The organism is Natrarchaeobius versutus (assembly GCF_041205745.1).
In the GTDB taxonomy this organism is placed as follows: Archaea; Halobacteriota; Halobacteria; order Halobacteriales; family Natrialbaceae; genus Natrarchaeobius; species Natrarchaeobius versutus.
Genome location: NZ_JBGFCC010000004.1, coordinates 65,695 through 85,841, shown reverse-complemented (window position 1 = coordinate 85,841; position 20,147 = coordinate 65,695). Strand labels below are relative to the sequence as shown.

Genomic DNA, 20,147 nt, shown 5'->3' with positions numbered 1-20,147 from the left:
ACTGCCGCGACGGCGGACGCCTAACTCGAGTGAGCGGACGAGAAGCGCCGACCCTCGGTTCGGCTCACTCTGTGGGCTCCTCGAGGACGGTGACGTTGGTGAACGCGAATCGAGCGCCGCCGTCCGGGGACTCCTCGACGCGCGCGGACCAGCCGTGGGCCGTCGCGATCTGGTCGACGATCGCGAGGCCGAGACCGGTTCCGTTCTCGGCGGACGTGTATCCCCGATCGAACACCCTGTCCCGGCGCTCGGGCGGAATCCCCGTACCGTCGTCGTCGACGGCAAAGCCGCCCGGGATCGTGCGAATCGTCACCGACGTCGACTCGCCTCCTGGGCCGACGAGGACCTCGCCACCGGCGACCGGTGTGGTCGCTCGACTCCCCACCGGCTCTCGGTTCCGAACCACACCGACGTCGTCCGTCCGACCGTGTTCGGCCGCGTTTCGGATGCAGTTTTCGAGCAGTTGCTGGAGGCGGTCGGGATCGGCTTCGACCGTCGCGTCCCCGTCGACGCGGAGGTCGACGTCGGGTGCCCACACGCTCCGCCAAGCGCCTTCGGCGACCGCCTCGAGGGAGACGCGTGAGGGATCTTCGATCCGTCTCCCGGTCCGGGCCAGATCGAGGAGGCCGTCGACGAGGTGGTCCATTCGATCCGCCGCGTCGAGGACGTCCTCGACGTACGCGGTCTCGCCCGTGCGGACGGCCCTGTTCGCCGATCCGCGAATCTCCATCAACGGGCCCTGGATGTCGTGAGAGACGACGTCGGCGAACTCCGAGAGCGTCTCGTTTTGCTCGAGAAGCTGGCGCTCGCGTCGGATTCGCTCGGTAACGTCCCGGAGGACGATCACTCGCCCGGTGTGTTCGTCGCGACGATCGACGCTCGAGGAGGTACAGTCGAAGTGGCGCTCGCCGTCGCCGGTCCGCAGGGCGAACTGAACGTGGCCGGCCGTGCCGGTCTCGAGGGCCGTTACCGCCTCCCCGGGCACGTTCGTAAAGAACTCTCGGGCCGGTGCACCGACACCGGCTCCGACGTCGAAGTATCGACTGGCGACCTCGTTGTAGTCGGCGACGCGGCCGTCGCCGTCGAGGATGACGACCGCGTGAGGAAGCTCCTCGAGGGCAGTCTGGCGAGCGATCGGGACGACGTCGAGAAACTCGGCTCGATAGAGTGCGATCGACATGATCGCGGCGCTCCCGACCAATCCGAACGGCGTCAGGTCGTGGCCGATCGAGACGATGTCGCCGATCGTGACCACGTTCGCGATCGCCGCCGGGACGACGGCACCGGCCAGGAGTGCACTCTGTCGACGTCGAAGGCCGACGGATCGAATCGCTTCGACCACGAGAAGCGACGTCGCGGTCGTCATGAGTGCGTAGTTCGCGGCCGCCTGGATCCAGAACCAGCCGTTCCGATCCGACCCCATTCCGTCGCTCGTGGTGACCGCCGCGGGATCGAACGCGAACGAGTGAACGGGGTTCGTCGTGAGCAAGAGCACTTCGACGGCGACGTATCCCGCGAGCGCGCCGACCAGCCACCGCGGCGGCGTCCGCCCGTTGCCGATTCGCAACGCGAGGACGAACCAGCCGACCGAGAGCACGGTTGGCGCAACGAGTCGTCCGCTCCAGGCGAGTGCAGAAGCCGTTTCGCCGCCGACGAGGATACCGAGACCGAGGCTGATCGGCCACAGCGCACAGCCGAAAACAGTGACTGCAAACGCTTTGCTCCCGGGCGTATCCGGCCGGACGAACGGTTTGTACGCGAACGCGAGAATGCCGAGCCCGGTCCCGAGATAGGCGACTCCGACTCCGGGGAGACCCAGGCTCATCGATCCGACTGTCGGTGATCCTGAGCAATAACTGTTTGTAGACGTCTGGCCTCGATCGACCGCCAAAGAAGGGAGACGTCGTTAGTCGCGATCCTCGAGTGCGTCGAATCCGAGTCGACTCGAGAGTTCGCCGTAGCCCGGCCGCACCGTTCGGCCGGACCAACATCGGACGGTGCCGTCCGCCCAGTGGACGTACTGGTAGCGTCGATCGGCCGCACGACCGCTTCGCGTGATCGTCTCCTCGTAAAGCGACAGGGCGTCCTCGTCGTCCGGGAGCGTCGCCGGATCGGGATCGAGAATCCGGCCGTCGGGCGTGGGAATCTCCTCGAGCGGGCGGTCGAGCGACTCGGCGTCGAGCAACACCGACAGTTTGAGTCGGTACTCCCACTCCGCGGCGTCTTCCACGTCGATTCCGTCCTCGTCCGCACCGTCGCGTTCGACCGTGAACGGGAACCAGTGGTCGGGAACCACCGTCGAAAGCTGGTAGGCCGCGTCCGCGTCGTCGACGCTCGAGAGCGGCCGTTTCGCGACGATTCGCGTCGGAGTCAATTCGTCGGAATCGTCTGAATCGTCGCCGTCGGGATCGTCGCCGACGTCTGAATCGTCACCGTCGCCGGGCTCCTCGCTCGCTCCATTGGTGCCGTTCGCGTCGGGAGCCGGCCGGACGAGCGCGACCGCGTCGGCATCGACGAGGGCGCTCTCGCCCACCTCGAGGTCGACACCGTCGCGCTCCCCGCCGACGCCGGTGTAGACGGTCCGTCGCTCGCCGGGTCCGAGCAATACTGACTCGAGCGTTCCGTAGCTCTCGAGGTCGCCGTCGGCTTCCGCGGCGAGCGAGAAGCCGTCGAGATCGAGCGTGTCGTCGCCCGGATTCGATAGCTCGAGGGACTCCTCGTCGGGATCGTCGTGTGGATCGGCGCCGACGATCTCCGCACGCGGACGCGTGAACTCCGTTCTGTCCACGGGATCACCGGTCGTCCCCTCGACGAGACCCTCGAGCGAGAAAACCAGGTTCGCAATCGGATCCCTGCCGAACAAGACCTCCTCGACCGGGTCGCTCTCGAGGGCGTCCGAGACGGTCGGCGCCAAGAACAGCCCCTGGTGGTGATCGTCGTTCGGAAGATCGTGGGAGAACAGCCGCCAGTCGTCGTCCTCCGCGGAGTCGACGTCGTCCGTGACGCCGAAGGAGTCGGTGACCGTGACGTCGGGAATTCGCGTCAGCGAGCCGATCGGCACGTCCTCGATCGGCAGTCGGAACCAGTCGGTGCCCGCGGTGAGCGCGAACTCGTGAACCAGCGGCCTGACGAGCGAGAGTCCGTCGACCGCGACGTCGCCGAACAGCAATCCGGCGTCCTCGCGCTCCCACCACCGCGGCGACGGCATTCCCGGAACCGACACCCGCGTCGGAACGGTCCGATCGATACCCTCGAGTTCGCCCACCGGTGTCGCGCCGCCGCCGGTGTCGCCGTCGTCGCGACCGTCTTCGTCGCGTTGGCTTTCGCCCTCGCCTTCGTCGTCGTCCGCCGTAACGTCACCGATCTCGTCGTCCGTCGGCGAGAAGTCGTGCCACTCGAGGCGGCCGCCGCGGTAACCCTCGACTCCGAAGGCGTTCTCGTCGTCGCCGTCGCCAGTGACGACGGCCGCCTCGTACTCGAGTCGCGTCGGCCGCCAGGCGTCGCCCGTCCCGTCGGGTTCGTCGAAGAGGTCGACGTACCACGAACAGTAGCGTTCGGCCGCGTCGCGATACGTGTCGTCGACCTCGCCGTCTTCGATCACCGACGCGCCCTCCGGGATCGGGAGGTCCTCGTCCGCGGCCGCCGACCAATCCTCGCCTGCGGCCTCGAGCGCCTCGAAGACCGCGTGGCCGTCGAGCGCTCGACCGGCCATCACCCGGTAGTAGCGCCTGTCGGCATCGGGCATCGCCTCGTCGGGTTCGGCGAGCAGGTACGCCGACGGGAAGTCGGACGCGGCGTACGCGTCGCCGTCGTTCGGCGCGATTTCCTCCTCGGCCAGCGTCTCGAGGAACGCCCGACCGGCCTCTACGGTGACCCGCGCCGGCGGGTCGGCCGTCAGCACGCGCTCGCGTTCGATCGCGGACTCGAGGGGTCCACCCTCGTAGGCAACGACCTCGCCGCCGCCGTCGCCCCGCCGTTCGAATCGAGTGATCGGATCGTGCTCGATCGTCAGGTCGACGTCGACCGGGGTTCCGGCGTCCTCACCCCGGAACTCGCCGACGTGCCACTGGCGGGCGAGCGTCCACAGCGGGTCGTGAATCGTCGCCGCGAGGCCGTCCGCGAGGTCGTCGTCTCTGGTCTCGGGGCGCAGTCGCCGCCAGCGTCCGTCGCCGTCGATCCACGTCATGGCAACCACACCCCCGTTCCGTAGGCCGCTCGAAACAGGTGCAATCGGGTGGCGGCCATCGACCGATGGTCGTGCCACGCGACCCGTTCGGGCCACATCGACGGATCGGTGTCCGAATCGAATCCACCGTACTCGTCGTGCTCCGCGTAGTACGCGCCGGGCAACGGCGGCCACGGCGACGGCGTGGCGTCCCCGGTGAACGCCTCGAGATCGTCCGGATCGACCGTTCGGAGCTTCGCATACGAGATCGTCTGTTCGACGGTCTCGGCGAGCGTCTCGAGTGACCACTCACCGCCCTGGGGCGGAACCGCGAGCAACACCGACTGGGGCGCTCGCGAGCCCGGTGCGTCGTAGTTGAGCGCGACCGCCGTATCCTCGGTCTCGCTCGCGACGCCCTCGACCCACTCGTCGACGAAGACGCCGGCGAGTTGGGTCGTCACGTCCACGTCCTCCGGCTCGAGGGCGGGGCCGAACCCGGCGACGATCGAGACCGTTCCCGGCGTCGGCTCGACCCCGTCGAGGCCGATCCACTCGTCGTCGGGTCTATACGGAAGCTGTCCGACGCCGAACTCCCGGATCGACTCCCCGGACAGCGCCTCGGCGTACGACAGCGCCTCGCGTTCGTCCGCGATGCGCTCGACGACCTGTGCCGACCGCTGGAACCAGGTCTCGACCGCGAGCGGGTCGTCCTCGAGGGCCGCCGCCTGCGCGGCGAACGTCTCTCGTAGTTCCGCCCCTGTCGCCGGAACGAACGACGCCAACACCGGAACGGAGCCATCGAACGCGACCTCGAGGCGCTCGCGCTCGATCTCGACGCGATCCGCCGGTGGGTCGTCGACGTTCGAGGCCGCCGGGATCGCGTCGAGGCAATTCTCGAGCTTCGAGGCGAGCGATGCCGCCTGTGTGGCGAGATCCTCCTCGTCCGCTACGGTCGCCCCGAGAGCCGACTCCGGAATCGCGCCGTAAATCCCGAATCCACCCGCATCGAACAGCGGCTCACGAGCGAGTTCGAGCGTCGCCAGCCGAACCGTCTCGTCGACTGACTCCTCCTCGGCGATCGCGAGCGCGTCGAGTGCCGTCTCCAGGGTCGATCGAGCCGACTCGGCGTCGGTCGCCAGTTCCGCCCCAGGCGTCGGAACGCCCGAATTCGGGTCGGAAAGCTCGTCCGCCAGCGCGTCGAGTACGTCGCCGATGAACTCGAGCGTCGCCGCCGACGGCACCGCCTCGTCGACGAGGTCGTCGACGTTCGTCTCCGGATCGTCGCCACCGGGATCGAGTCGTTTCTCGAGGCTCTCGAGGCCGGTCGCCAGCTTCGAGGCGTCGACGGATCCGGGCTCGTAGAGCCACCGGAGGAGTCGTCGCTGGGTAGTCGAGAAGCGGTGGGCCGGATCGTTCGGATCGACGCCGTCGGGCGTCCACTCGCGTTCCTCGCGGCGAATCTCTCGGCTCGTCTCGCCGGTGATCGAGCACAGCGCCTCGAGCGTCTCGACGGCGAGATCGACGTCGTCCGTACAGTCGGCGAGCGTCTCGGCGGCGGCGACGGCGACCGACGGTCGATTCGCATCGGGTTCGTACGTCGCCTCGTCGGGGCCGACTTCCGGCTCACTGACGTCGACTGCGTCCCGGCCGACCGATCGATCCCAGACCGCCGCGACCGACTCGAGTTTCTGCCCGATCGGCTCATCGGCGAACGCCTCGAGACCGGGTTCGTCGGTCAGTCCCGCGGCGGTCTCGAGCGTCTCGAGGTCGTCCTGGCCGAACTCCGTGTCAGCGTCGAAATCCCGATCTTGCCACGTCTCGGCGAGATCGGCGACCTCGTCCCAGTGCGCGACGCCGACCGTCTCGAAGAGGTCAGCGCCCTCGCCTTCGGTCGACCAGTCGCGGGCCCACGCGAGCCACGCGAGTTTCCGGAGATCGTCGCCGACGGCCGTCCCCGGTCGACCGACGTAGCCGCTCGCCTGCGCGAGTAGCCGGTCGTCGTCCTCGACGACGACCGTGGTCCACGACCCCTCGGCGACACCCTCGAGATCGACCGACACGTCGTACGTCGCGGACTCGCTCACCGCGGCCTCGACGAGCGCGTCGTCGTCTTCGACCCACGCGTCGCCGTCGGTGGCCCACACCGTCACCTCGGGGCCGCCGTCGGGGAGTTCCTGCTCGAGGAGATCGTCCACGGAGATCGGGTCGACGGTTTCCTCGGCGTGGTCGGCCACCGCCTCGAGTGCCTCATCGGCCCGACCGGTCAGCGCCGTCGCCTGCTCGGCGTAGGCGGCCGCGTTGGCGTAGGCGCCGCCCTCTACGTACTCGAGACCCATCTCGTAGTGATCGAGCGCCTCGAGAAACGTCATCCTGGCCTCTCCGAGTGCCGCCGCAGCGTCCTCGTAGTTGGCGAGCGTCTCCGGTTCGGCGAGCGCGTCGGCCGCCGCCCCGATCGCCGATTGCAACTCGCCGAGACGTTCGTAGGCGGTCTGGAAGGTTCGCAAGAATGGAAGATACCAGGGGATCTCCGGCGGTTCCGGGATCGGTTCCGCCTGAATCGGCTCGCCCTCGAGATCCTCGTCCCGCTCGGGCAGTTCATACAGGACCTCCCGGTCCGTCAGCGACTCCGGCTCGATGGAGATGGTCGTCTCCTCCGGCGTCTCCGCCAGGGTCGTCTCGGGATCGCCGGGTGGCGACAGGACGAACAGCGACTCGGTCATCCCGGAGAGCGTCGAATCGACGTCGCCGTCCGCGGCGACCGACTCGAGAGCGGCGTCTATCTCCGCGAGGAGATCGGTTTCGACCAGTGTCTCCGCTGCCTCGATCGCGGAATCGATCCGACGAGGGAGCGATTCGCCGTCGTCGACCGTGCCATCGCTTTCGTCGTCGGTGTCGACTCCGAGCCACTCGAGCGGGTCCGAGAGGTCGTCGTCGATCGACTCGAGCGCCTCGACGGCGTCGTCGGCGCGGTCGGACAGCATCGATGCGGTCTCGTCGGTGTAGCCGGCGGGGGCGGGTTCGCTCGGATGCGAGAGGTCCTCGCCGCTCGCCGACCGGGTCTCGTCGAGGAGCGCGGAGAAACTCCGGGCGACCTCGAGGGCCGTCGCGAACGAGACGGCGTCGTCGGCGTCCGTCTCGCGGTACTCGAGTTCGATCGTCTCGTCGCCCGCCGGTGGATCGTCGACGCGTCGCATCAGGTGATAGCGCACTCGCGCGTCGAGTTCCGCCCGACCCTGGCGGTGTTCGCCGGAGAGCGCAAGCAGGTCCAGCGCCGACAGCGAGAGTTCCGCGAGCGAAATCGGTTCCCGAGCGCGCTCGCTCGCGACGCCGTCGATTATCTGCGTCTCGCCGTCGGAATCGTCGTCCTGGCCGTCGGTTCCGGATTCCTCCTCCGGATCGTCGATCGGAACCCACCAGCTCGCGACGCACTCGACGTCGGCCGGATCGGGTAACACCGACGCCAGCCACGACTCGAGGGTCGGCTCTGCGAGCCCCCGAGGCGTCTCCGTCTCGGGTTCGTCAGCGGGATCGAACAGTAACAGGTGTCGGTGGGTGACGCCCGTCTCGGATCTCGGGACGGTGGTGACGTCGGGCTCTGGAACGCCCTCGCCGCGCTCGAGCGCCTCGATCGAGGCGCCGCCGCGATCGGGATCGCCGCGAGCGATCTGGTGGGTCGTCTCCGCGAGCAACAGGTCGCTTACCGCGTCGACGTCGTCGGCGAGTTCCGCGATCAGCCGCTCGAACGCGTCGATCTCCGCGTCGGACGGCGAATCGAGGTTCGCGCCCTCGGCCGTCGGCGACAGCTCCTCGAAATCGAACGAGTCGGCCTCGTGGGCCCGGACGAGCGCGTAGCCGTCGAGGACGTCGCTTCGAGCGATCTCCGAACTGCCAGCATCCGGCCCCACGGCACCGTCGTCGTCTCCGCCGTCACCGGTACCGTCCGCACCGTCGTTCTCGTCGTCCATCTGATCTTTGACTCCCGGATACTCCTCTCTGAGCGGGTGTTTCCACCGGAGCAGGTTGACGTCCTCGCGCTCCATCGTCACCTCGTGGAGCCGACGCTCGAAGCGGGCACCGAGCAGTTCACCGACGTCGGTGCCCCGACGGACGCCCTCGAGCAACCACTGTGCATCTCGCACCCGCTCGGCCGAGAGGTCGACCGAGAGCGCGCTCTCGAGTTCCTCGTCGTCGGCGGCCAGGTAGCCCCCGCGGAGCAACGCCGCGGTGTTCGCGTGTTCCCCGGAGGGAACGTGGACGAACTCCGGCTCCGCCCGATCGTCGAGTTGGGTGCCGGGTCGCAGGTTCTCGACGTACCCGTAGCCACCCACGACGAGATCGGTCTCGCCGCCGTCCTCGCCGATTTCCCGACGTTCGAACAACCCTCGCGTCGCCAGCGACGTCCACCAGGCGTCGAGACGGTGACTCGTCGTATCGAGCGACTCGGCCGTCAACGCGGCGAGCGTCGACCGCTCGAGGTCGCCGAGGTCGCGCAGGTGGTCGCCGAATCGGCGCGTCGTCTCGAGTGCGAAGAGCTCCGAACCGGCGTCGGTTTCGAACTCGCCGGCCTGGGCTTCACCGCGCAGGCTTGCATCGAGCAGGTCGGCATACCGAGTGCCGCCTGGATCGATCCCCTGTCCGTGGAGAGCGCCGAGGATCGGCTCCGGAAGTTCGTCCGAGAGCGTCTCTACGGACGAGACCGAAACGGACGGATCCTGCTCCGGGTAGCTCGCCGGAGCGTCCTCGAACGCGGCGCCGAGACGAACGCGGCCGTAGACGTACTCCTGGAGTGTGGCGTAGCGGGAAAGCGACCGCAGGAGCGACGTCTCTCCACCCGTATCACCGTACTCCTCGGCGAGGTCCACCGCGAGCCGCAATCGGTCGTTCGTGAGCGCGTCGAGAAACGCATCCTCGTCGTGGACGCCAGCCTCGTCGTCGAAGAAGTCGGCTGGATTCGGGTGCTCGTCCGTCGCCGCCACCCAGTTCTCGATCGCACGGAGGACGATCCCGTGTCTGATGCCGTCGGGAACCCGCCCGTCCCAGAACGTTTCGAGAACGGCGCGACGATCCTCCTCGTCCGCCTCCGCCAGAAACTCGAGGTCGAAGCCGGCCCACTCGAGGATCTCCTCGACGAGCAGGAAGTCCTCGCCCGCAGTGAGCGAGACGACTTCCGATAGCGCGACGATCACGTCGACGGGCACCTCACAGAGGACGTCGACGAACGAACCGAACTCCTCGTCGACGAACTGGTGAGGGGCGATCGACACCTCGTCGGCGTCTTCTGCTTCGAGATAGCCCGCTCGCGAGTACGCGAACTCCTCGAGGGGCGTTTCGAACGTCGCCTCGAGGCTCTCCAGACGCCCGAGTGCGTTGGCAGTCGCCTCGTCTGCGGTATCGGGTAGCGTACCGGAGGTGAACGAATCCGCCCAGAACTGGGTCGTCTCGGTGGCGTTCGTCAGCCGGTCGCCGGTTCGAGCCCCGTGGCTGATCCCCGACCGCTCGAGGACGTCGAGGACGTCCCACTCGTCGTGGGACGGATCGATCGATCCGGCGCTCGTCTCGAGTGCGTGGGACCAGATGGGTTCGAACCGACGAATGGTTTCGGCGATCCGCTCCGCGAGCGGGTCCCCGTTGGCCGGCGCCGGTTTCGGTTCGTCGAGCGACCCGATGGTCGTCGTCGCGACCACGCCGTAGGGAATCTCCCCCACACGGATCGACGGGAACGGCCCGCTCGCACGCACGTAGTCGACGAAGTGATCGCGAACCGACTCGATCTCCTCGAGCCACTCGACGGTCGTCGAGGGGCCCACCCCGCCAGCGACCGGCGAACTCGGGCCGGTGATGGCGTTCGGGACGGCCAGCTGTCGCAGGTAGTAGCCGAGCGTCGCCGGCCAGAGGACGTCGTTTATCACACCGGAACGATCGTACCGTCGCCCATCCGCCCCGCGAAGGTCCGCGAAGGGATTTTCGCGTCCATCGCCAATTCCGAACGCGCTCCCGAGTAACGCGCCGTCGGCCGTCGCCTCGAGATCTGCCGGCGTCGGTGCCGGCGGTGACCGCTCGTCGGGGGCGGCCTCGAGGTTCGTCGCCGTTCCCGGTTCGACAAGCGAGAGCCCGTCGGTGTAGCGGTGGTCGTCGAACACCTCGGCGAGTGCGGCCGGCGTCTCCGCCGGGTCGGTGGATTCTCGAACGCCGAGGGCCATCACCGAGTCGATCGCGTCGGTTTCCGGGTCGAAGCCCGGCAGTTCGGCGAGCGGGATCGAGATCGCCATCCCGACCTCGAGCGCCCGGTCGTAGTCGAACAGCCACTCCATCTCGTCGCCGGTCGCGCCGGGTTCGACCGCGGGATCGAGCGCGAGCCCCCGCGGGACGACCTCGCCCGAGAAACGCCGACGGCTCGCCCCGTCGTTCCACTCGAGGATCGCCACCCACCGATCCGGAAGCAGTTCGGCAGTCGCCCGCCGCTCCCAGGTTGTCGTGTGTCGATCCGCGCCGTCGAACGTCAGCCGACTCGGGACGCCGTCGGTCCCCGGCGTGAGCAACGCCTCGTCGACCCGGAGGTCGTCGACGTCGAACTCGTCGGATCCGAGATTTCGAATCGCCTCGGCGTCGAGCGGGACGACGGCGTCGACGACGTGGGCCGCTCTCCCGGTGCCGAAGCGTTCGACGAGGCGGTCCCAGCCGCTCTCTTTGAGCGCTTCGTACCGTTCGTCCTCGTCGTCGCCGTAGGCCTCGAGGTCGATCCCCTCGACGTACTCCTGAAGCTCGGGGTCGACCAGCGCGGGGACGTCGATGTCCGCGAGCAGGTTCTCTCCCCAACAGCCGAGGTACAGCCGCGCCCAGAACTTCGTTCCGGCGTCGACCTCCGCCTCGGTCAGTTCGGGCTCGTGGCTGTCGACGTGGAGCTGGTCGGGGTAGATCCGGAGCCGGAGCTCGTCCGGCTCGCCGGAGCCCGCGAGGTCGCCGGAATCGACGAACCGCGTCTCGAGTCTGACCGGCAACAGGCAGGCGGGCTCCGCCGACAGGCTCTCGACGTCGTCGGTCGCTCCGTACGCGTCGTCGATCGCGGTCGCGAGTCGGTCGGCATGGTAATCCCGTGTGACGACGCAGGTCTTCGTTACCAGATCGAACGCCGTAGCCAGCCTTGTGGCCGTCTCCGCGATCATCGACGGTTCCGGCGCTCCGCCGTTTTCGCCATCCCCGTCACCGATTGCGTCCGCGAGCGTCTCACGGACGTCCTCCCAGACCCGATTTCCAGCGGCGTACTGGCCGAGCTCCTCGAGCACCGATTCGGCGTCGGTTCCGAGCGGGTCGGCCGCGATTCCGACGTCGTCGATCCCGTGAGCGAGCGCGATCACGGCTCGCAGGAACGACGTCGTCTCGGCGAGAGTCGCGAGCGTCGCGACGTCGTCGGTGCGATTGTCCGCCTTCGGATCGACGAGGAGCGCCGCCGTGAACTCGTTGACGGACGGATCGAGATACGAGAGTTCCTCGCGCCGGGGCTCCTCGTCGACGACGGCGGGGCCGTCGTCGTCGGGGTCGAGTTCGGCGGCGTACTCGATCGTCCGCGCGCCGAATCGGTCGAACTCCTCGTGGACGGCGATCGTCTCCGACTCGAGATCGCCGCCGCGTTCGGCAGTACGAGCGAGTTCGCGAAACCGGTCTGCGAGCGCTCTCGCCTGAGCGATCTCGTCGCTCACACGTTCGCGGTCGGCGACCGCCGTCGCCACCTGCTGGTCCGTCATTGTTCACCCCCTTCGAGCATGGTGCTCGCGTGGATCGCCACGCGGTACGGTCGTTGCCAGGTGTACTCCGCGACGTGGGCCGCGTTTCGCCCCCACTCGGTGTTCACGTCGCGTTCCTCGTCGCCCTCGACGACGTGGACCGGATCGGACGGCGGATCCACCTCCTCGACCGGGACGTACCCTCCGGGGTCGGCGAGCCGGCCGTCCTCGTCCTCGGGATCGACCAGGCCGAACCGCGGCTCGGCGGCGGCCTCCTCGAGGACGAAGAACCATCCCTCCTCGAGTTCGTTGGGGTCGTCGACCTCGATCTCGTGGTAGGGCGCCGATAGCGCCTCCTCGAGCGTGAGGTCGAAGCCGAAGAATCGGACGTCCTCGCCGATCGAGCCCTGGAACTCGGGGAACAGAATCTCGCTTTCTCCCTCGAGGACGCCCTCCTCGCCGTCGCCCGCGTCGACGCTCGTCTCCGGCAGTCCGGGGATTCGCTCGGCCTCGTCACCGACGTCGTCCGGATCCTCGAACAAGTCACTCGAGTCGCGTGCGTCCGTCGCGTACACCGTCGTGTTGGGGTAGCGCTGGAACAGTTCGCCGCGGACGAGGAGGACGATCGACGCCTCGCTGTCGCTTCCTGCCGGCGGGTTCTCCCCCAGCGGGGAGTCGGCTCGCCACTCGTGGATCGGCGCGATGTCGGCCATCTCCTCGGGATCGTCCGGATCGAGTTCGGGGTTCGCACTCCGGTCCCAGAAGCGCCGGAAGTACGTCCCCTTCCGGTCTGTCGGGAACTGCCGCCAGCGCAGTTCGCGGGCGAACGCGTGGTTCGTCCCCGTCAGATACGACTCGACGAACTCGGGGTTCGTCTCGAGCAAGACCGCGCTGTCGCGGTCGATCTCGTCGAGCCCCGGCAGGAACCACTCGGGTTCGCGCTCGGCCAGGGGCTCGTACATCGGTCGCGTGATCGTCGGCGACGCCAGCACGGACTCGAGGGGGTCGTCCTCGCGAACTCCCTCCTTGCGCCGGGCCTCTAGAACCTGTCGATCGACGCCGAGTCGGTCCGCCGCCAGATCAGTAAACGCCTCGTCAGGATCGAGTTCCGCGAGCAATTCCTTCCGGAGCCGTTCGGGATCGACGCTCGCGCCCGAAATCGTTCCACAGTCGGCGCCGGCCGACAGCGTTCCCTCGACGACCTCGAGCCAGTCTGCGGTGTCGTCCGAATCGGTTCGCGGACGCGTCGCCGAGAGCGCCGATCGAAGCCGTTCGATAGTTCGGGCGGTTTCGTCCGCGTGATCGACCGCACGGCGGAGGTGAGTCCGCTCTCCGTGACCGTACGACCCGTCTGCCATCCCGAACACACCCTCACGGATCTCCGTCTCCAATCGGTGGCTCTCGTCGCCGATCCGGTCTCGTTTCGCCATCGCTCGCGACAGCGTCAACGCGGGATGGACCGTCGGAACGACGGGCGCCCCGTTTCTATCGAACAGCGCCTCGAGCGCTCCGGAGAGTTCCCTGAGATGCGTCTGAATTCCCTCGAGGCGCTCGATCGCGTCCATCGCGGCGAGAACCAGGTCCTCGACGGCTTCGGCGTCGTTCCGTGCATCCGCCTCGAGAATCGCCGCCGCGTAGTTCGACGACGGCGTCACGTCGCGTTCGATGCGATCGAGCGCCGAAAGCGCCTCCTCGCGAGCGGGATGGTCCTCGAGGTCGTCGTTCGCCGTTCGTTCCTCGGTCACGTCGTCGGCCGACTGTTCCTCGTCCGTCGTCTCGGTGCCGATCTCCTCGCCCGGCCCGTAACCGGTCCCGTCGCCGACGAGCGCCGTTCGCAGTCGATCGATCACGTCGAGGAGTTTTTCGGACTGGCGGTCGAGTTCCGAGAGGGCTTCGATCGTCGTCTCGCGATCGGCTCGGTCGACGGCCAAGACGGCACGCCGGATCAGTTCGGCGAGCCGACTGCCCCCCGCCGCGATCCGCTCGCAGGCTTCGTGGGCCTCGTCGACGGTCAGCGAATCGACCGACGACGGCGACTCCCCGAGGAGCGTCGACAACCCTTGGGCGAGTTCCTTCGCTCGTTCGTCGAACTCGTTCGCGGCGTCGAACAGCTCCCGACCGCGGTCGTGGACCTCCCCAGCGTCCAGCGGTTCCCGCTCGCGGATCGCCCTTTCGATACTCGCGGTCCACTCGGCGACCGCTTCGACGTCGCCCTCGAGTCGCTCGAGGTGTTCGAGGGGCTCACCGATCGCTTTCGAGGCGGGTCCAACATCCTCGATCCCCGCCGTCAGTGCCTCACGAAGACGGTTCACGACGTCCAGAACCGACGCCGCCTCGCGACGCAGTTCGTCGAGAACTGCTGTTGCCTCCCTATTTCCGCGAACCGTGGCGTCGACGGCACGCCGGATCAGTTCGACCAGCCGATCGCCGCCGTTGGCGATCCTCTCGCAGGACTCGCGGGCTTGCTCTCCAGTCAGCGACGGATCGACCGCCGCCGGCGGCTCGTCGAGAAGCTTCGCGAGCGCATCCGCGAGTTCACGAGCGTGTTCGGTGAGGCCGGCCGCGTCCTCGAGACGGTTCCGACCGGTCGATTCCACCTCCTCGGGATCGATCCGTCCCGATCGGGAGAGTTCTCGGGAGATCCTCCTCGCCCAGTCGCGAATCTCCTCGACGTCCCCGTCGATCGCCTCGAGGCGCTCGAGGATGGCCTGGAGCTCTCGCGGCAAGCGGTCGCCGCCCGACCCGCGATCATCCGTTTTTCCGTCACCGTCACTCCGGTCGCCGTCGCCGTGGGACCCGCCGCCCGTTCCACCGCGAGCGTCGAAGTCGACGTCGGCCTCCGCGAAACACGTCCAGGCCTCGTCGCCGCTTCCGAGAAACGCCGGATCGGCCTCGAGCCCGCGCTCGCGCGATTCGTCCGCGTCGGCGTAGACGCCCTCCCAGTAGGTTCCCGACCCGGGTCGCCAGGCCGCGCCGAGGCGATCGCTTCCGACGCCGTCTGTGGCTTCGGAGAGCGTCGACGGCCGTTCGAGGTCGAGACCGGATCGGCGGCCGATCGGTCCGTTCGGATTCGTGATCGCGCGAAACGACGGCCGAGTTCGTCCCCTGACGGCCGCGTCGGTTTCGACGCGGTCGAGCACCGTTCCGGCTCGCCCGAGGCGTGCGTGGCCGTGGATCGACTCCGTCAGCCCGAGCAGTTCGTCCGCCTCGAGTTCCGCGAGGTGTTCGAATCGCGTCTCGTTGGCGTCCCGAAACAGCGTTGCACGCGCGAGGTACTCGTTCACTTCGGCGAGACCGTCGAACTGGTTCCAGGCTTCGTCCATCAGTTCCTCTTGGAGCGCACCGACGACCTCCGTCCCGAGTCCGGCGACGGCGCGATTTCGAGGCGTCGCGTTGAGCCCGTCGTACCACGCGGGAAGATCCGCCTCGAGGGGATCCGCGTTCGGGTCGGTCGCGACGCCGTCAGCCCCCGCGTACCACCGGCCGTACAGCGGCGGTGCGACGACGCCGAGATCCGTCCGTCGGTCGATCTCTCGTTCGCGGTTCAACAGCTCCCTGAGTCGCTTGCCGCCCAGATCGTCGTACTCGACGGTCGTCGCCGTCGGCGACCTGAGCGCGCCGGAAACGGTAGCGACGCCGACGTCCTCGTCGGGATCGTACCCGCGCGACAGCGACGCTGGCCCCGGTTCGCTCACGTCGACCCGGCTGACGCCGAGGCTCCCCGACGCCGGCATCGGATCCAGCGCGTCGGCGAGCGTCCTGAAATCGCCCTCCTCGGCGGCGGTAAACGTCCAGGAGTGATAGACCGGAAGCCGAACCGTCCCGCCGTCTTCCGGATCCCAGGCGAACGCCCGATCCGCCTCGCCCGGATCGCGATCGAGGCCGACGCGTCGGCCCGCCTCGAACGTTGGCAACGCACAGACCCGATAGCGGGTGTTCGCCTCGAGATTTCGCGAACAGACCAGCCGGGAGCGCGTCCGCGAAGACGACTCCTCGAAATCCTCGGGTGTGAGCGTTTCCGCTTTGCTTCCGACGACCTGTGCGTGGGCCCAGGCCCACGAGTCGGCGGGGTCCGGCAGTTCGCCGACCGGCGCCTCGAGCACCGGAAGCGACGCCGGACCGACCGGATCGTAGCCGACGTCCCGGTGATCGCGGTCGACGGCGACCAGCGCGAGCCACGGGTACGTCCTTCCCTGCTCGTCGGTCCGCCGTGGGCTGAACAGCCATGGGAGCGCCGCCGGACCGAACTCGAGGACCGGAAACTGCGTCGGCGGGTGCGCGCCGGTTCCGGGCGTCGGCTCCTCGCGGACGATCGAGCGCTCGTCGAGGGCGGTCACGTCGCCCGGGCCGAACAGCTCCATCTCGACGTCGACCGCTTCGGGGTCGTCGATCTCGTTTCCGTCCACCTCGAGAGTGAGTTCGAACCCTCCCGCGGCGACGTCTGCCGCATCGGGTGTCGTCTCGAGGTCGAATCGATCGTCTGCGTCGGGTCGGGGACCCGTCCGAACGATCGGGTAGAACGCGTACGTTGCCGCCTCGTCTTCGTTCGTCGTCTGTGGACTCATGCGTGTACCTCCTCGGCCGCGACGACCTGGTAGCGGTCCGCCGTTGCCGGGTCTGCGTGTCTGTCTATCGTGCGTTTCGCCTCCGCCTTCGTGTACTCCGTTCGTCCCTCCCCTGCCAGATCGACCGGCTCGAACGTATCCGAGCGGACGATCCGATACCGTCGCGTCGTCGAAGCGCCACCGAACGCGCCCTCGAGTGAGGACTCGCTCGGGGTCGTCCCCTCGTCGACGAGTTCGTCGGGCGCAGGTCCGTCCTCACAGCCGAGGACGTCCCGACCGACGGCGGCGCGGGTCGTCTGCTGGGCCACTCCCGCGGGAACGGCGCCGACGGCGACCTCGATGCCGGCGACCTCGGCCAGCTCGAGGCCGTAGTTGTCACACAGTTCGTCGCGGATCGACGTCTCGTAGCCGAGATCCGTCCGCCGGGCGTTGGCCGCGAGCGCGTTCTCGTCTTCGGTCGGATCACCGTCGGGATCGCCGCCGGCGAACGCCCCGTCGGGGCCGAACCGGTAGCCGGCGACCATCGGCTCGAACGCCGGGCTGTCGAGGCTGTCGTCGTCCGAGAGGTCGAAGTACTCGGCGGGGGCGAACTGCTCTTCAGTCCCGTCCCCGCGGGCGAGCGTCGATCCGGCGTTCGTCTCGGCCGTCTCGAGAACGTCGAACCTGGTCGAATCCTTCGGCGTGGCGTTGCCGAACGCGTCGATCTCGACGCCGAGCGGGACGACGGTCTGGCGGACGGCGAGCTCGCCCATCGGGTGGATGGAAACAGGCGCGTCCTCCGGATCGTCGTCACCTCCCTCGCGTTCGCGGAGGGTAACGGGTGACTCGCCGCCGACCGGATTGCTCGCCCGCCAGTTTCCGGGACGGGAGAGCGCCTGGGTCAGTTCCGACATGACGTCGGCCGGCGGGAGCGCGTCGCGGTCGTCTTCCTCCCCGAACGTGGCGTCGACGTGAACCGAGACGGAGACGAACGCCACGCTGACCTCGAGTTCGCCGTCGACGTGCCACGGCGCGGGGCCGGCGAGCGATCCCTCGAGGGAGACCGAAAACGAGGTGCCGAGCGCCTTCACCGTCAGCGAGGCGATGATATCGACGATAAACTCGAACGGGTCGAACTGGACCAGCGCGTCGAAACCGAGTTCGCCGTCGACCGACGCGGGACCGAACTCGCCGAACAGGCTACAGTTGGCACCCGCCTGCACGGTGTTCGAGGTGACTGCGAAATAGCCCTTCAACTCGAGTGCCGGATTCCCGCCCGGCGGCCCGAGGGACGCCCTGAGCCGTCGCATGTCCGCGAACGATCCCGGCGGCTCGTACTGCGGGTGGAAGCCGCCGGCCGAGAGCAGGAAGTCGGGGTCGTCGCCGCCCCGGATCAGGAGGCCGAAGTCCCCCGAAATGTCCCACGCGAGCACCCGCGAGTCGTACAGCGAGGCGTGTAACTCGAGTTCGGGCACGGCGGGATCGATCAGGCCGAAGACGCCGGCGTTGATCTCCACGAGCGGCGCGGCCTCGTCGGGCAAGAGCGCACCGATCCGCCCGAGGAGTGAGATTCGCAGGGAGGGGAACTCGAGGAGGACGCCGAGATCGGCCGTGATCAGCGTCGGGGTACCCCAGCCGAGACGGGCCATCGGCCCGAAGACGTGGTAGTCGGCCGTCGCCGGAAACGTCTCCCGGAGATCGCTGACGATCCGCGGGGCGTTCTCGACGACGTCTTCGGGGAACAACACCGAGTCGAGCGAGCCGTCCCGAACCGCTCGCTTCAGCGGGTCGGTTCGTTGTCGTCGGTGGATCCCGACGAGCCCGCCCAGGCCCTCGAGCGTGAATCCGAGTCCGAGTTCGATCGGCGGGAACTCGGCGGTGACCAGGATCAAAAGCGAGAAGCCGTCCTCGCCGTTGGGAAGCTGGGTCGTCAGGAGCCCGACCGCGTTGAACGTCAGCTCGCCGACGTGCAGTTGCACCGCGCCGGCGTACCGGTCGTTCTCGTGGTCGAGTTCGAGGAAGCCGCCGCCGGAGACTCCCTCGGCGTCGATCGCCAGCCCGATCCCGTCCGGCGGATCGACGCCCAACTCGAGGTCGACCGGACCGAACGCCCCGTCGCCATCCTCCGGAAACGAGAGTTGTGCCTGAATTCCCATCCGCTGGACGGACCCCACGAGCGGTCCGAGTTCGACGGAGGCCGAGGCCGCCGCCGACAGCGTCACACCCGGATCCTCGTCCCCGTCCGTGACGCCCTCGGGAAGCGCCGAGACGTAGATTTCGTCCATCGAAACCGGACCGACGTCGGCGTTCTGCGGAATCGCCGCCTCGAGGGTGCCCCCGTTCTCGAAGTAAAAACCGGTCGTCGAGGACCAGCCGACGACGAGCGCGAAGTCGTACTGGATGCCGTCGCTCGGCAGGATCGAGGAGACGAAACCATCGAACCCGTCGGGATCGACCGCGATCGTGCCCGTGACGGGCAACTCCACGCCGACGCTGATCTCGTCGCCGTCGTAGTGGACGAGCGCCGTCACCTCGATCGAGGTGAGCCCGACCCGCGAGCCGCCGTCGTCGCCGAGCAGAGTCAGTTCGTCGCCGGAATCCGCCCCCTGTCGGGTGACGCCCACCTCACCGTGGAAGTCGCCGGACGAGTCGCCGATCGCTCTCGGGGCCTCGTCCGGGAACGCGACCGCCCCCCACTCGTCGAACGCGCCGCTACTGTCGTAGCCGAACTGCCATCCCTCCCCGAGGTCCTGGTCGAACCCCGCCTCGAGATTCCCGTACGGAAGGGCCGCGATACCGGGGAGTCGGTCGTCTCCCCGCGGGACCGGAACGAACTGGACGCCCGCGTCCGTTCGAACGCCGCCGTCGAGTACCAGCGTCAACAATCGAACGTCGAGCATCGACGACCGGTCGTCCCGTGCGTAGTCTTCGACGCCGGTATCGTCGTCGTCCAGCACGTCGACGACGTCGTCGTCGGTCGTGACGAACTGTGAGGGACGGTCGAACTCCCAGGCGACAGAGCGCAGGTAGTACAACAAGACCATCGGTTCGAACAGCTCCCCTTCCTCGGCCCCCCACTGGACGGCCGCGGCGATGGCCTCCTGGGGATCCTCGAGCGCTTCGGGAAGCCGCGAGAAGTCGACCGTCGGAACCGGATCGGTGCGCTCGAGCACGCCCAGTATCTCCAGGCCGTCCGCGATTTCGGGATGGTGTCGATCGAGATACTCCGTGAGCAAGTAGTCGAACAGCGCGGTCCCGATCGACTCGATCTCCCCCGCCGGCGTCGGAACCGACACGTCCTCGAGGTCGCGAAACGCGTCGAGGACGTCGGTGATTCCGTCCGAGAGCGCGGCGAAGTCGTCCAGGTCGAGGTCCAACTCGTCGTCGAGTCCGTCGTCGATCGCACTCGTTACACCCTCGAGCGTCGCGTACGTGTCCTCGAGTGCCTCGATCGCGGTTTCGATCGACTCGAGGTCGTCCTCGATGGCGTCGTCGTCGACGTCGATCCCGAGCGATTCACAGAGCCGGTAGAGCGGGACGCGATCGCCCGCGGCGGTCGCCTCGGCGACCTCGAACAGCGGCTCGAACGTGCGGGTGAGTTCGATCAGGAGCCGGTCGGTCGTCGACGGTCCCGGGGGTTCATCACCGCTCATCGTCGGCCCTCTTCGGTGCTGGTCGGTTCGTTCGTCGTGTGTCGGTTACCGTTCTGACTAAGGT

At 68.2% G+C, this 20,147-nt stretch carries 5 protein-coding genes; all 5 read right to left on the bottom strand.

Features of this window, described 5'->3' with window-relative positions; translation table 11 throughout:
* Positions 1-64: 64 nt before the first annotated feature.
* Positions 65-1,825, bottom strand: a complete 1,761-nt coding sequence (locus AB7C87_RS10480; protein ID WP_369729393.1) for a histidine kinase N-terminal 7TM domain-containing protein — start codon at positions 1,823-1,825, stop codon at positions 65-67.
* Positions 1,826-1,906: 81 nt separating this feature from the next.
* Positions 1,907-4,186, bottom strand: coding sequence for a lamin tail domain-containing protein (locus tag AB7C87_RS10475; RefSeq protein WP_369729392.1), 2,280 nt, complete (start codon positions 4,184-4,186; stop codon positions 1,907-1,909).
* Positions 4,183-11,907 carry a hypothetical protein gene (locus tag AB7C87_RS10470; protein WP_369729391.1) on the bottom strand — a complete coding sequence of 2,575 codons (7,725 nt, stop codon included), beginning with the start codon at positions 11,905-11,907 and terminating at the stop codon, positions 4,183-4,185. The genes AB7C87_RS10475 and AB7C87_RS10470 overlap by 4 nt, the downstream gene beginning before the upstream one ends.
* The gene (locus AB7C87_RS10465; protein WP_369729390.1) at positions 11,904-16,451 is read right to left on the bottom strand and encodes a hypothetical protein; all 4,548 of its coding nucleotides are present in this window, start codon (positions 16,449-16,451) and stop codon (positions 11,904-11,906) included. The genes AB7C87_RS10470 and AB7C87_RS10465 overlap by 4 nt, the downstream gene beginning before the upstream one ends.
* Complete coding sequence (locus AB7C87_RS10460; protein ID WP_369729389.1) at positions 16,448-20,083, bottom strand: DUF6603 domain-containing protein; 3,636 nt, start codon at positions 20,081-20,083, stop codon at positions 16,448-16,450. The genes AB7C87_RS10465 and AB7C87_RS10460 overlap by 4 nt, the downstream gene beginning before the upstream one ends.
* Positions 20,084-20,147: the final 64 nt, after the last annotated feature.

Excerpts from the sequence above, each read along its gene's own strand:
- AB7C87_RS10480 (WP_369729393.1), bottom strand. The coding sequence starts at position 1,825 with ATGAGCCTGGGTCTCCCCGGAGTCGGAGTCGCCTATCTCGGGACCGGG.
- AB7C87_RS10475 (WP_369729392.1), bottom strand. The coding sequence starts at position 4,186 with ATGACGTGGATCGACGGCGACGGACGCTGGCGGCGACTGCGCCCCGAG.
- AB7C87_RS10470 (WP_369729391.1), bottom strand. The coding sequence starts at position 11,907 with ATGACGGACCAGCAGGTGGCGACGGCGGTCGCCGACCGCGAACGTGTG.
- AB7C87_RS10465 (WP_369729390.1), bottom strand. The coding sequence starts at position 16,451 with ATGAGTCCACAGACGACGAACGAAGACGAGGCGGCAACGTACGCGTTC.
- AB7C87_RS10460 (WP_369729389.1), bottom strand. The coding sequence starts at position 20,083 with ATGAGCGGTGATGAACCCCCGGGACCGTCGACGACCGACCGGCTCCTG.